The organism is Paenibacillus sp. MSJ-34 (assembly GCF_018918005.1).
In the GTDB taxonomy this organism is placed as follows: domain Bacteria; phylum Bacillota; class Bacilli; order Paenibacillales; family Paenibacillaceae; genus MSJ-34.
Genome location: NZ_JAHLPR010000046.1, coordinates 12,758 through 27,101, shown reverse-complemented (window position 1 = coordinate 27,101; position 14,344 = coordinate 12,758). Strand labels below are relative to the sequence as shown.

Annotated in this window: 9 protein-coding genes; all 9 read left to right on the top strand. The window is 55.0% G+C overall.

The window, feature by feature from the left end; all coding sequences use genetic code 11:
* The first annotated feature begins 32 nt into the window (after window positions 1–32).
* The 9 genes from KQI79_RS21485 to KQI79_RS21445 all read left to right on the top strand — a co-directional run bounded on the left by KQI79_RS21485 (window position 33) and on the right by KQI79_RS21445 (window position 14,284).
* On the top strand, window positions 33–3,254 hold the full coding sequence (locus KQI79_RS21485) for a cellobiose phosphorylase (protein ID WP_216540357.1): 3,222 nt from the start codon (window positions 33–35) through the stop codon (window positions 3,252–3,254).
* Between the two features lie 37 nt (window positions 3,255–3,291).
* Window positions 3,292–6,030: a GH36-type glycosyl hydrolase domain-containing protein gene (locus tag KQI79_RS21480; RefSeq protein WP_216540356.1), complete on the top strand. Its 2,739-nt coding sequence runs from the start codon at window positions 3,292–3,294 to the stop codon at window positions 6,028–6,030.
* The gene (locus tag KQI79_RS21475) at window positions 6,027–6,902 is read left to right on the top strand and encodes a hypothetical protein (RefSeq protein WP_216540355.1); all 876 of its coding nucleotides are present in this window, start codon (window positions 6,027–6,029) and stop codon (window positions 6,900–6,902) included. The genes KQI79_RS21480 and KQI79_RS21475 overlap by 4 nt, the downstream gene beginning before the upstream one ends.
* 867 nt (window positions 6,903–7,769) lie before the next feature.
* Window positions 7,770–9,557, top strand: a complete 1,788-nt coding sequence (locus KQI79_RS21470) for an ABC transporter substrate-binding protein (protein WP_483311405.1) — start codon at window positions 7,770–7,772, stop codon at window positions 9,555–9,557.
* A gap of 66 nt (window positions 9,558–9,623) precedes the next feature.
* Window positions 9,624–10,586, top strand: coding sequence for an ABC transporter permease (locus KQI79_RS21465; protein WP_216540354.1), 963 nt, complete (start codon window positions 9,624–9,626; stop codon window positions 10,584–10,586).
* Between the two features lie 12 nt (window positions 10,587–10,598).
* Window positions 10,599–11,525, top strand: a complete 927-nt coding sequence (gene opp4C / locus KQI79_RS21460) for an oligopeptide ABC transporter permease (protein WP_216540353.1) — start codon at window positions 10,599–10,601, stop codon at window positions 11,523–11,525.
* 80 nt (window positions 11,526–11,605) lie between these two features.
* Window positions 11,606–12,595 (top strand): ABC transporter ATP-binding protein, encoded by a 990-nt coding sequence (locus KQI79_RS21455; protein ID WP_216540352.1) that lies wholly within the window; start codon window positions 11,606–11,608, stop codon window positions 12,593–12,595.
* Window positions 12,592–13,557, top strand: a complete 966-nt coding sequence (locus KQI79_RS21450) for an ABC transporter ATP-binding protein (RefSeq protein WP_216540351.1) — start codon at window positions 12,592–12,594, stop codon at window positions 13,555–13,557. Before KQI79_RS21455 ends, KQI79_RS21450 begins: the two co-directional genes overlap by 4 nt.
* A 172-nt stretch (window positions 13,558–13,729) precedes the next feature.
* The gene (locus KQI79_RS21445) at window positions 13,730–14,284 is read left to right on the top strand and encodes a GNAT family N-acetyltransferase (protein ID WP_216540350.1); all 555 of its coding nucleotides are present in this window, start codon (window positions 13,730–13,732) and stop codon (window positions 14,282–14,284) included.
* Window positions 14,285–14,344 lie beyond the last annotated feature (60 nt).

Sequence of the window (14,344 nt, the reverse complement as noted above, 5' to 3'; positions counted from 1 at the left end):
TCGACAGACTGGGACAGGAGGCCGTACAAGGAATGGAAAAACGATACGAATTCGACGAACGGGGCCGATTCGTTATTAGAGATTACAACCGGACGAAGCCGTTCGCGTCGTTCTTGCCCGGGATCGCCGGAATTCGCGGCAAGCCGATGTGGGCGTATTATGTGAACCGGGGCCAGGGCATCGCCAGTTTCGGCGTGCAGGATAAGGACGGGGCTGTTATGGAATTTTATCCTGCGGATAAATCTTACCGGTTCGTGCCGACGAACGGGTTCCGCACGTTTATTAAGGCGGACGGCGAGCTGTTCGAACCGTTCGCTTACCGTTCGTCCCGCGAGCAGGATGTGACCGAGAAAATGATGATATCCCCCAATATGCTGGAACTCGAATCGGTGCACCGGGGGCTGGGCATCGCCGTTCATGTCGAATATTACACGCTGCCGAACGAGTCGTTCGCGGCATTGGTGCGCCGGGTCGGCATTCGCAATCTCGGCCCGACGGCCAAACAGGTGGAATTGCTTGACGGATTGCCGGCGATTTTGCCGTACGGCATCAGGAACAGCGAGTACAAGGAAATCGGCAATACGTTGAAGAGCTGGATGGATGTATACAATATGGACCGCGGCATTCCCTTCTACCGATTGCGGGCAAGCACCGCCGATTCCGTAGAGGTATCGGAAATCGCCGGCGGTCATTTCTATGCGAGCTTCGCCGGCGAAGCGGGGAAGGAACGGCTGCTCGCGCCGATCGTCGATCCCGGTTTGGTGTTCGGGTACAACAGTTCGCTGGACGTTCCGGACGCATTCGCCCAGCGGCCGCTCGAGGAGCTGTTCGCCGCGGAGCAAACGACGGCGAATCAGGTGCCGTGCGGCTTCTCCGGCGTCGAACGCCGTCTCGAACCCGGCGGGCGCATCGATATGTGCACGATGATCGGGCATGTGAGCGATATCGGCATATTGAACGGGCGCATCGGCGATTTGGCCCGCTTCGCTTATGTCGAAGCGAAGCGGGAGGAGGCGCGGGCGCTCGCCGAGCAATTGACGGAGGCGGTCGCCACCCGCACGTCCATGCCGGCATTCGATGCGTATTGCAAGCAGAACGCGCTCGACAACATCTTGCGGGGCGGACAGCCGATCATGCTGGAGAACGGCGGAGAACCGTTCGTTTATCATCTTTATTCGCGCAAGCATGGCGATTTGGAACGGGATTACAATTTCTTCTCGCTCGATTCCAGCTACTATTCGCAAGGTAACGGCAATTTCCGCGATATGAACCAGAATCGGCGCAGCGACGTGCTGTTTCATCCCGAGATCGGGGATTTCAACATTCGCATGTTTATGAGTTTCATGCAGACGGACGGATACAATCCGCTCGTCATCAAGGGATGCAGCTTCCGCGCGAAAGACGCGGCGGCGCTGGCGAATTTCGCCGATCCGCAGCATCGGGCGGCGCTTGGCGAATTTATGCGCAAGCCTTATACGCCCGGCAAACTGCTCGCTTTTCTCGAAGACAGCGCTATTTCGTTGTCCGTATCGGCGGACGAATTTCTGTCGCGCGCGCTTAGCGTATCGGAACAGTCTTTCGAAGCGGATTACGGCGAAGGCTATTGGATCGATCATTGGACGTATAATTTGGATCTGGTCGAGAACTATTTGGCCGTCTATCCGGACCGCTTGGAAGATTTGCTGTTCCGCCGCCGGGATTATACGTATTACGACAGCCCGGCCGTCGTGCTGTCCCGGGAACGGAAGACCGTACTGGCCGATGGGAAAGTAAGGCAGTTCGGAGCGGTCCGGCGGGATGAAGAGAAGGAACGCATGATCCGGGAACGGGACCGTATGCCGCAATGGATGCGGACGCGCCATGGCCAAGGAGAAATCTATCGTACTTATTTATATGAGAAATTGCTCTCGCTCGCTCTGATCAAATTCGTCACGCAAGATCCGGAAGGCGTCGGCATCGAGATGGAGGCGGGCAAACCGGGCTGGAACGATTCGCTGAACGGCTTGCCGGGATTGTTCGCTTCCGGGTTCAGCGAGCTATGCGAATTGCACCGGCTGCTCGCTTTCCTGTTGGACGCCGAGCGGGTCGGGCCGGAGACGATCGATTTGCCTGTCGAGACGGCCGACTTGCTGGCGGAGGCGGCGAGCCTGGCGGAACGATTCGCTTCTGCGCCGGAAGAGGGCCGCGACTTCGAATTTTGGGATCGGGCCGCGGCGGCGCGCGAGCGGTACCGCGAGCGGGTGAGATTCGGCTTCGAAGGAACGATGGCGCGGCTGTCCAAGCGCGAGGCCGAGGCGGCATTGCGCAAATGCCTGAACAAGGTGAAGCATGGGATCGGGAAAGCGTTGCGAATCGGGGGCGGCGTCTATCCGACTTACTTCTATTACGAAGCGACGGGCTTCGAACCGATTCCGGGCGGGAACGGCGAAGCGGCGGCGAACGCCAAAGGGCAGCCGTACGTGCGCGCGACCGGATTCCGGCGCGTCGACATGCCGTATTTCCTCGAAGGACCGATGCGGGCGATGAAAATGATCGATTCGCAAGAAGAGCGGCTTGCCCTGTATCGGAATATCAAGGAAACCGAGCTTTACGACCGCAAATTAAAGATGTATAAAGTGAACGCCTCCCTGGCGAATGAGCCGCATGAAATCGGGCGGGCGCGCGCATTCACCCCGGGATGGCTCGAGAACGAGTCCGTCTTTATGCATATGGAATATAAATATTTGCTGGAATTGCTCAAGGGCGGCTTATATGAGGCGTTCTTCGAGGAGATGAAGAATGCGATGCCTCCGTTTCTGGACGCGGAGACGTACGGACGCAATCCGCTCGAGAACAGCTCTTTTATTGCCAGCAGCGCGAATCCCGATCCGAAGCTGCACGGTACGGGCTTCGTCGCCAGATTGAGCGGCTCGACGGCGGAATTTTTATCGATGTGGAATACGATGATGTGGGGCGAGCGGCCGTTTCGCGTAGAAGACGGCAGGCTGCGGCTGCGGCTCGAACCGGCGCTTCCGGCATGGCTGTTCGCTGACGACGATACGGTGCGGGCGACATTCCTCGGCTGCTGCGACGTCGTCTATCATAATCCGCGGCGTCTCGACACGTTTGGCGCGGACGGCGCTGCGATCGAGCGCTTGGAAATTACGATGCCTTCGGGCGAAATCGAGCGTATTGACTGCGGCGACATCGACGAACCGATCGCTCTGCTGGTACGGGAGAAACGGGTTCGCCGGATCGAAGCATTTATGCAATAAACGGGGAATTTCGGCGGGAGAGAGGAAGGGACATGAAATGCAACGAGAGAAAGCGAAAAATAAAGGTTGGAAATTTATTGGGGAGTCCGGAGATTTTACGTTAGAAAGACCCGAGGAGACGAGTTATTTATATTTCCCGCTCGCGAACGAAGCGGGCATGCTGTCGGCGATTACGCCCGTGCTGCACGGCGATATCAAATCGGGCCATAATACGTTCTTCATGCCGCCCGTTTCCGTGGAAGACTTGCATAATTCGAGAGCCTCGCGCAATTTCTGGGTGTACATGGAAGGAAAAGGCGCCTGGTCCGCGGCCGGTAATTCGGCGAAGCAAACGGCTTCCCGGTTTGGCGGCAAGGAAGAGGCTTCGGTTATGGAAGCCGGGTTCCTGTGGCATAAAGTCGTCCGCGAAAACCGCTCGTTTGGGCTGAAAGCGGAAATCGTCAGTTTCGTTCCCGCGGAAGCGGAGCAGGCGGAATTGATGCAGGTAACGATTACGAACATCGGCGATCGAGCGGCAACGATAACGCCGACGGCGGCCGTCCCGGTCTACGGGCGGTCGGCGGACGATCTGCGCGATCATCGCCATGTCACGTCGCTGCTTCATCGGATTTACGTCTCGAAGCACGGCATCGAGGTGCAGCCGACGTTATCGTTCGACGAGCGGGGGCATCGCGCCAATCGGACCGCATACGGCGTATTCGGCGCCGAAGGCGAAGGGAACGCGCCGGCCGGATTTTTCCCGGTGCTGGAAGAATATATCGGCGAAGGCGGCGCTTTGGACTGGCCGGAAGCGGTCGTGACGAACGCGCCGCCGCAGGAACGGGCGGGAAGCGAGCGCGAAGGCTACGAAGCGGTCGGGGCGATCCGGTTCGCTGCCGCGGAACTGCAGCCGGGAGAGTCGAAGCGGTATACGATCGCCATGGTTATCGCCGACGGCCGGATCGAAACGGAACGGCTGGCCTGCGAATATTTGTCCGCAAGCCGATTCGACGAACTGCTGGCACAGACGAAACGGCATTGGCAGCGGAAAGTGGGCGCGGTTTCATTCCATTCGGGGGATCGGCAGCATGATCTATGGATGAAATGGGTGACGCTGCAACCGATCTTGAGAAGATTATACGGCTGCTCGTTCCTCCCGCATCACGATTACGGCCGGGGCGGACGCGGCTGGCGCGATTTGTGGCAGGATTGCCTGGCTCTATTAATCATGGAACCGGCGGAAGTGCGGCATTTATTGTTCAACAATTTCGCCGGCGTTCGCATCGACGGCAGCAATGCGACCATTATCGGGGCGAACCCCGGCGAATTCGTCGCGGACCGCAACAATATTCCGCGCGTCTGGATGGATCACGGCGCCTGGCCGCTTGTGACGACCTTGTTCTACTTGCATCAAAGCGGCGATCTCGAATTTTTGCTGCAGGAGCAATCCTTTTTCCAGGATATTTATGTGCGGCGCTGCAAGGAGAAGGACCCGGCTTTGGGCGCGGACGGAGAGAACAAGCTGCGAACGGAAGACGGAGCCGTCTATCGCGGCACCATTCTGGAACATTTGCTGGTGCAGAACGTCGTGCCGTTCTTCCACGTCGGCGAGCATAACAATATGAAGCTGGAAGGGGCCGATTGGAACGACGGCCTGGATCTGGCGCCAGATAAGGGCGAGAGCGTGGCCTTTACGGCGTTGTATGCAAGCAATTTGAGCGAGCTGGCCAAGCTGCTGCGGAAGATGAAGGAACGAATGGGCGTTATGCAGGTCGAACTGGCGGAAGAAATCGGCGTGCTGCTCGATACGATTTCCGGTTCGGTCGATTACGGGTCCGTTTCCGCCAAGCGCGAATTGCTGGAACGGTATTATGACGCCTGTCCCGGCAAGGTCAAAGGCCGCAAAACCGCTTTTGACATCGGGCGGGTGGCGGAAGATTTGGAGCAAAAAGCGAACTGGCTGAAGGAGCATATTCGCAGAAACGAATGGATCCGCAGCGGCGAAGGCTATGAATGGTTCAACGGTTATTACGACAATGACGGCGCGCGTGTGGAAGGCGATCGCGGGAACGGCGTCCGCATGACGCTGACGGGCCAGGTGTTCGCCGTGATGGGAGGAACGGCGAGCGCGGAGCAGGTTCGGAAGGTGACCGCCTCCGTCGACCGGTACTTGAAAGACCCGGAGATCGGCTACCGCCTGAATACCCGCTTCGGCGGCATTCAGCAAAATCTGGGCCGCGCCTTCGGCTTCGCGTTCGGCCATAAAGAGAACGGAGCCATGTTCAGCCATATGACGGTCATGTACGCGAACGCGCTGTACAAACGCGGCTTCGTGCGGGAAGGCTACGCCGTGCTTGACTCGATCTATCGCCTCAGCGCCGATTTCGAACGGAGCCGCATCTATCCGGGCATTCCCGAATATATCAACGAGAAAGGCCGGGGAATGTACCACTATTTAACGGGCTCGGCGAGCTGGTTGCTGCTGACGGCCGTCACGGAAGTGTACGGCGTGAAAGGGGCGCTTGGCGATTTGACGCTGGAACCGAAGCTGGTGCGGGAGCAATTCGACAAGAACGGCGAAGCCGCGATCGATACTCTGTTTGCGGGGAAGAAGCTGCGCATCGTTTACCGCAATCCGCGCGGGCTGGATTACGGCGAGTACCGGATCGGTTCGGTATCGTACTCGAATGCGCGGTTTCCGGCGGAAACCGGCGGCCCGTCATGCGTGATCGATCGCGGGCTGATATCGGGCTTGCCGGATGAAGGAACGCATACGATCGAGGTCATGCTCTCATGATCGAATTAGTTAGCGACAGGCTTTGCGTAGACATAGCCGAACCGGGGGAATGCCGGGGCGCGCGCTTCGACCGGACGGCCTTCGTGACGCAAGTGCGATTGATCGAAGGCGGCCATACCTTCTGCGTGCGCGAGCATCCTTCCTCTCATGTGCGGGGGGGCGGAGCCGGCCTTTGCAACGAATTCGGCATCTTCCAGGGGATCGGGTACGAAGAGACGCGCGTCGGGGAACGGTTCCCCAAACTCGGGGTCGGCTTGCTCGAGCGCCGGGACGAAGCGGAATACGATTTTCGCGCCGATTATAAGGCGACGCCTTTTGAGGTTGAAGTGCGGACCGATCGGCGATCCGCCGAGTTCGTCGTTCATCCGGCGGATTGCCGCGGGTATGCCGCGAGACTGGCCAAGACCGTAACGCTTCAAGGCTCGGGACTGAGCATCCGCTACCTGCTTGAAAACGTTGGATCGCGGCCGATAAGAACGCATGAATATACCCATAATTTTATCGGGATTGACGGGCATCCGATCGGTCCCGATTACCGCTTGGCCTTTTCCTTCCCTGTTGCGGCGGCTCAGATGGAACCGGATTATACGCCGCGCGTGCTCGAGTTCGGCGGCCGCGACATCCGCTGGCGGCATGCGCCGGAGCGGGAATTTTATTGCCGTTTGGAGGGATTCGGCAGCGGGGAGGCGGTTTCTTGGGAAGCCATGCATCTCCCGAGCGGGGCCGGGATGCGGGAGACGGTAACGCGGCCCGCCTCGATGATTGCGCTATGGGGCGCGCCCCATGTCGTATCGCCGGAAGTGTTCGTCGAAATCGACCTTCGGCCGGGCGAATCGATGACATGGACGCGAACGTACGAATTTTTCGGGTGATCGAATCATAACTGCTGGAGTAATTTGCTCCAGCGGTTTTTTTTGTCGAAAATGTTCGGGGCTGACGACCCGCCGGGCGCCGGGCGGACGAAACATATACACGCTATTAGCCCGTAAATCACCTTGTTGCCGGCGTAACGAAACGAAAACACGCTAATGAGGGGAAAAAGGCGGTACAACGGCGGATTTCCAATGAATAACGACACGTACTTTCGTTAGGATGGGAACGTCTTCATTTTGAGCCCCATAAGGATGGCCAGTTTCGTTTAGCCCTAAACAAGAGCGCCGCGCGAATCGCCTTCGAGGCATCTCCATGTCTGGCTTGGCAACCGCCATAGCCTCTTTTCGTATGTCGCTTCTCCTCATTTTTTTATCGAAATGCTGCTCATTCATTTCCTCTGTCGAAATCCCCTTCGTTCAGACAACCGGTTCTTTTTCTCACTAACTTCTGCCCCTGAGTGAAGGGGATTTCGACAGAAGGGGAAAAAGAGACGACGAGCGTAACCGCCCAAACAACAAACAAATGAGGCGGCGATCATTAACCTAGATTCAGATGGGAAATTTTCTCACAAAAATGTTATACAATGCCGGAAATGAGATTATGTATTATAAAGGGCAAAAAGATAAGCCTCTATTTTTATTTATAAGAGTCCGCAACCAGACGCCTCAACCCGAATGACTCGGATAGTCTTTTTCTCAATTGACCTTAGGTTTATTTTACCGCTTAAGGCATCCATTCATCTTTGACGCTGCCATACCGATCATCTTCTTCCGGGGGTGGTTTATGAAAGTGTTGGAAATAAGGATACAAAGCTTCTTCACCGTAGAGGCTTTGCCTTAATATTATTCAAAGTGAGGGGAATCGTTTTGGGAAAAAAATGGTCTGGTTTGATGTTGATTATGATGATTGCGGTTTTACTTTTATCGGCATGCACAGGAGACAAAGCTGCGGAACCGCCTAAGGACCCGCCGCCGGCGGCGGAGTCGACCGACAAGGGGTCCGATCAAGCGGAGCCGGACAAGACAGAACCGGAAAAGACGGAACCGGGAACATCGCAAGACGATGCCAACTCCGGGTATTTCCCGGCAACCGACAAGTCGCTTAATCCCGCCTTGGCTCTGGGCCGCAAAGACACGCTGATCATTGGCACGACGGCGCCGAAAGGGATATTCAGCCCTCTATTCTGGTCAACGGTTTATGATAAATATGTCGTTGAAGTCGTATTCGACAGCTTCCTGGTCGTTCAAAGCGACGGTACATATGCGGAGCATCTAGCCGATAAAATCGATGTGTCCGACGACGGCCTGAAATATACGTTTCACTTGAAGCCGGGCATAAAGTACAGCGACGGCACGCCGGTGACGGTGAAAGATTATCTGTTCGCGTTGAAAGTGCTGCACGATCCGACCTATGACGGAGAATCGGACATTCTATCGCTCAAGATCAAAGGCGGCCAGGAATACCATGACGGCAAATCGCCGGATATATCCGGGGTCAAAATTATCGACGACAACACCGTGGAAGTCGAAGTGTTGGAAGTAAACGCCCAGACGAAAAACGAGCTCGGCACCGTCGAGTTCCTGCCGGAGGCTTACTATGGCAAAGGCTATAAATTGGGACAGCTTGATTCGGTGAAAGCATTGAACGATAAACCGATCGGCAGCGGCCAATATATCGTTACGAAATATACCCCGGGCCAAGAAGTCGTTCTGGAAGCAAACCCGAATTATTTCAAAGGCGCGCCGAAAATTAAAAATGTGATCTTAAAAGCGACGACCGACGATACGAGAATTGCCATGCTGCAATCCGGCGAGATTGACGTGGACGAAGTAACCGTTAACGAGGACAATGTCGAGGAACTGACAGGGCTCGGTTTTCTGGACGTCAATATATTCCCGACGAACGGATACGGCTATGTTGCGTTCAATCATAACGATCCGAAATACCAGGATGTCAAAGTGCGCCAGGCGTTAACGATCGGTTTGAACCGCAAGGAAGTGGTGGAAGGCGCATTCGGTAAATACGCCAACGTCATTAACATTCCGGAGTCCAACGTAGGATGGGCTTATACGAACGAAGGCATCGAACCTTACGAATTCGACATCGATAAAGCGAAGAAGCTTCTGGACGAAGCGGGATGGGTAGAAGGTTCCGACGGCATTCGCGAGAAAGACGGACAGAAGTTTAAAATCAACTTCTCCGCGACTGCGGATAGCTCGGTTGTCGAGGCGCTGCTTCCGATCATGACGAAAAACTATAAGGAACTCGGTATCGACTTTAATGCCGAGACGCTCGATTTCAACGCCATCAGCGAAAAGCGGAAAACGGGCGATTTCGAAATGTTCTTCGCGGCTTGGGGATTGACGCCGGATCCGGACAGTACCGTTTATATTACGAACGGCGCCCAGAATAACATCGGCTATTCCAATAAAACGGTCGACGAACTGATGTTGAAAGGCAAGAAAACGCTGGATCTCGAAGGGCGGAAAGAGATCTATAAACAAGTGTTTCAAGAACTTAACAGGGACCTTCCGGTTATTTTCATGTACCAAAGAAGAGATATGTGGGGAATTAACGCAAGAGTTACAGGATTGGATATTACTCCGTACAAACACTTTACTTTCAGCCTGTATCAAGCGGAAATTGTGCAATAACAGCATGAATCGTATGCTCAGCCCGTATGGGCTGAGCATTCCACTATAAGCCTAGGAGGAAATGCTATGAAGCAGTATATGATCCGCAGGCTGCTACAGATGATCCCGACGCTGATCGGCATATCCATTATTGTCTTTGCGATTTCCGCGATGGTTCCGGGCGATTACATTACCGCCAAAGTCACTCCCAATATGACTTACGAGAAGATGGAACAGTTAAGGCAAATATACGGCCTCGATAAACCGGTAGTAGAAAGGTACTTCACTTGGGCCGGCAACATGCTCAAAGGAAATATGGGGGACTCGCTGCAGCATAAGCAGCCGGTCGGCAAAGTCATAAACAATTATGTCTGGAACTCCTTTGTAATCGCTTTCGTTAGTCTGATATTTAGTTGGCTCATCGCGATATTCGCCGGCGTTTTCTCGGCGAAATTCCAATACTCGATATTTGACAAACTGGTCACTTTACTTATCTTTCTATGCATGTCCTTGCCGTCGTTCTTTATCGGTCTGCTGCTCATTTACGGATTAAGCCTGCATCTCGGGTTATTCCCCGTCGGCGGCATGACGACGGCCGGGCTGAACGCGACAGGCTGGGCGTATATCAAAGACGTCGCCCACCATATGTTCCTGCCGGCGCTCGTGCTGACCATGCTCAGCACAGGCAGTCTGACCCGCTATTTCCGCACAGCGATGCTGGAAGTGATTCGCCAGGATTATATTCGAACCGCCCGCGCCAAAGGTTTGAAGGAACGTACCGTTATTTTCAAGCATGCGTTGCGCAACGCGTTGCTGCCCGCGATTACCCTGTTCGGCTTCGAGCTTCCCACTTTGTTCGGCGGCGCCATTATTTTGGAGAAAGTATTCGTTTGGCCGGGGGTCGGCCAAGTATATCTGGAATCGATCACGGTGCGCGACTATCCGTTTATGTTAGGCTTCACGATCTTTCTGGCCGTGTTGACGCTGATCGGGAATCTGCTGTCCGACGTGCTCTACGGCGTTGCAGATCCAAGAATTCGCTTAAAGTAGGAGGTGGTCGAGGTGTCCGCGAGAGTTTCGTCTTTGGATACGAATGCTAAAGTCGCCGTCAAGCGGCCGGCTTCTCCCTGGAAAACGGCGATGCGCCGGTTCGCGCGAAACCGCTTTGCTTTGGCGGGACTTATTATATTAATCTTGATGTTTCTGATCAGTTTCATTGGGCCTTTGTTCTCGCCTTACGAATTGGAAGATTATGATTTGGCATATAAAAATCAGCCGCCCAACAGCGCCCATTGGCTCGGCACCGATAAGCTCGGACGCGATATTCTGCTGCGGACGATGCTGGCGGGACGGATCTCGCTCACCGTCGGACTCGTAGCTACGGGCATATCGGTCGTGATTGGCGCGACGCTCGGTGCGGTGGCCGGATTTTACCGCAGAGGCGCAGATGCGATCATTATGCGGATTGCCGATATATTCATGTCCTTGCCGTCTTTGCCGATTCTCATTATATTAGGCGCCGTATTGTCCGATTTGAAAGTCGATTCCGCTGACCGCATTTACTTCCTTATGCTTATTATCGGCTTGCTTGGCTGGACGAGTTTGTCGCGGCTCGTACGCGGCCAAATGCTGATGCTGCGCGAGATGGAATTTATGCAGGCTACCGACGCCTTGGGATTGCGCGACCGGCGCAAAATATTCCGCCATCTGATGCCGAACGTCGTTCCGATCATTATTGTATCGGCGACGCTTGGCGTGGCGAGCGCCATCATCTACGAATCGGCGCTCAGTTTTCTCGGGATCGGCGTCGTGCCTCCGACTCCATCATGGGGCAATATGATCTCGGCGGCCAACAATTTGATCGATTTTCGCAAGAGGCCTTGGCTGTGGGTGCCGCCCGGCATGTGCATTCTTATTACCGTGACGGCTATTAACCTGATCGGCGACGCGCTTCGCGACGCTTTGGATCCGAAAATGAAACACAGATAAGAACGCGGGCAAGCGCCAATGCCAGCCCGACAATTATCGGGCACCCCGGGCAGCCGATCATTTCAAGAAGGAGATGCGATATGGCGAAAGTGTTAGTCGAATTTCGAAATTTAAAGACGCATTTTCATACATCCGCCGGTGTGGTCAAAGCTGTCGACGACGTCAGCTTCACGATACGCGAAGGCGAAACCCTTTGTGTCGTCGGGGAATCCGGCTGCGGCAAGAGCGTAACGGCGATGTCTCTTATGCGCTTGATCGAGACTCCTCCGGGCGAAATTGCCGGCGGGGAAATAAGGTTCGAGGGAAAGGACATCCTGCGATTGAGCAAGCGCGAAATGAGCCGGATTCGCGGCAACGAAATTTCGATTATTTTCCAGGAGCCGATGTCTTCGCTGAACCCGGTTCTCACCATCGGAGAGCAAATTATGGAGCCGCTTATGCTTCATCTGCTGCTCGACCGCAAGGAAGCCCGCGACAGGGCGATCGAACTAATCAATTTGGTAGGCATTCCGCGGGCGGAACAAATATTCGGCTCGTTCCCGCATGAGCTTAGCGGGGGAATGCGCCAGCGGGTCATGATCGCCATCGCGCTGAGCTGCAATCCGAAGCTGCTCATTGCCGACGAACCGACGACGGCGCTGGATGTAACGATCCAGGCGCAAATCTTGGATTTAATGCGGGATATTAAGGATAAAATCAAGACATCGATTATGCTGATTACGCATGATCTGGGCGTTGTCGCCGAAATGGCCGATTTTGTCGTCGTGATGTACGCAGGGAAAGTGATTGAGGAAGCGCCGGTGCTGGAGCTGTTCCAAAACCCGCGGCATCCGTATACGCAAGGGCTATTGAAAGCGAAGCCGATTCTCAATCAGAACCGGGAACGGCTGTATTCGATCCCGGGGCAGGTCCCCAATCCTGTCGAGTTGGGCGACAATTGCCATTTTCACGACCGCTGCGCCTTTTGCATGGACATTTGCAAGGAGAAACAGCCGCCGCTGCGCGCGCATGACGGCGGCAAACATAAGACAGCCTGCTGGTTGTATGAGGAAGCGGGGAATAAGCGATGAGCGAAGCGTTGATTCAGGTGCAGCAGCTGAAAAAGTACTTTCCGATTCGCGGCGGCGTATTCCAGCGTACGATCGGCAACGTGAAGGCGGTGGACGGCGTTTCCTTTCAAATCAAGAGAGGCGAGTCGTTCGGGCTCGTCGGCGAGTCCGGCTGCGGGAAGAGCACGATCGGCCGGACGATTTTGCGCCTGACCGAGAAGACGGAGGGCGTCATATCGTTCAAGGGGCAGGATATCCATCAGCTATCCAACAAGGACATGCGTTCCATGCGTCCGAAGCTGCAAATGATATTCCAGGATCCGTTCGGTTCGCTCAATCCCCGGATCAAAGTCGGGGAAGCGATCGGCGAAGCGTTGATCGACCACGGTCTTGCCAAGCGCAAAGACGTACGGGACCGGGTTGTCGAAACGATGGAGCTTTGCGGTCTGGCAAGCTATCATTATGAGCGGTATCCCCACGAGTTTTCCGGGGGACAGCGGCAGCGCATCGGCATTGCCCGGGCGCTCATTATGAACCCGGAATTTGTCGTGGCCGACGAGCCGGTGTCGGCGCTGGACGTGTCGATTCAAGCGCAAATTATTAACTTGCTCAGCGATCTCCAGCGGGAGAAGCAACTGACATACCTGTTCATTTCCCACGATTTGAGCGTGGTCGAACATTTGTGCAATCGCGTCGGCGTCATGTATCTCGGTTCGATCGTCGAGACGGCGAGCAGGAGCCAATTGTTCGGCAATCCGCTTCATCCTTATACGAAAGCGCTGATGTCGGCCATTCCCATTCCCGATCCGACCTTGAAGCGGGAAAGAATCGTGCTGGAGGGGGATATACCGAGTCCGGCCAATCCGCCGTCGGGATGCAAATTTCATACGCGTTGTCCGATAGCGACCGAATGGTGCAAACGGCAAATTCCGGAGTATAGAGATGTGGGCGAAGGGCATTTCGTCGCTTGCCATCTTGTATGATATATGGTCGAACATGACGGCGAATGCGGCGGGAGCGGTTTCTCGCCGTTTTTCGTTTGACGTTTCATTCCGCTTTCTAATCCAATATAATGGAACTATCTTTATCGCCGGCAACACCGATACTCTGTGAAATGCAGAAAGGTAACTTATCGATGGAACGGGGGAATGGACCATGTTTGTTTGTACGATTCGCGAATCGCTTGAATTGAAGTTGTTGGAATGGAAACATGCGCCGGAATTATTTCAACTAACGGAGCGGAACCGCGATTATTTGCGCGAATGGCTGCCGTGGGTGGACATTACTCGCAGCGAGGAAGATTCGAAGCAATTCATTTCCATGGTTTTGGAGCAATTCGCGCAAAACAGAGGATTTCAATGCGGCATTTTTTATGAGGGCCGTTTGGCAGGTTGTATAGGATTCCATCGGATCGATTGGACCAACCGCAAGACGTCGATCGGCTACTGGTTGGACGAGCAAGCGCAGGGCAAAGGGATCATGGCGGATTCGTGCAGGCGGCTGCTTGATTATGCCTTTGAAGAATTGAATTTGAACCGGGTGGAAATTCGGGCGGGAGTCGGCAATGCGAAGAGCCGGGCGATTCCGGAACGATTGGGATTTCAACTGGAAGGCGTTTGCAGGCAGGAAGAGTGGGTAAACGACCGTTTTGTCGATCATGCGGTATACGCCATGTTAGCGGATGATTGGAATTCGCACATCCGGCGTTGACAAGCGGAGGATTGGGCGATAGGGAGCGCCCGCTGCCGGATAGGAAGGGTGGGCCAACCC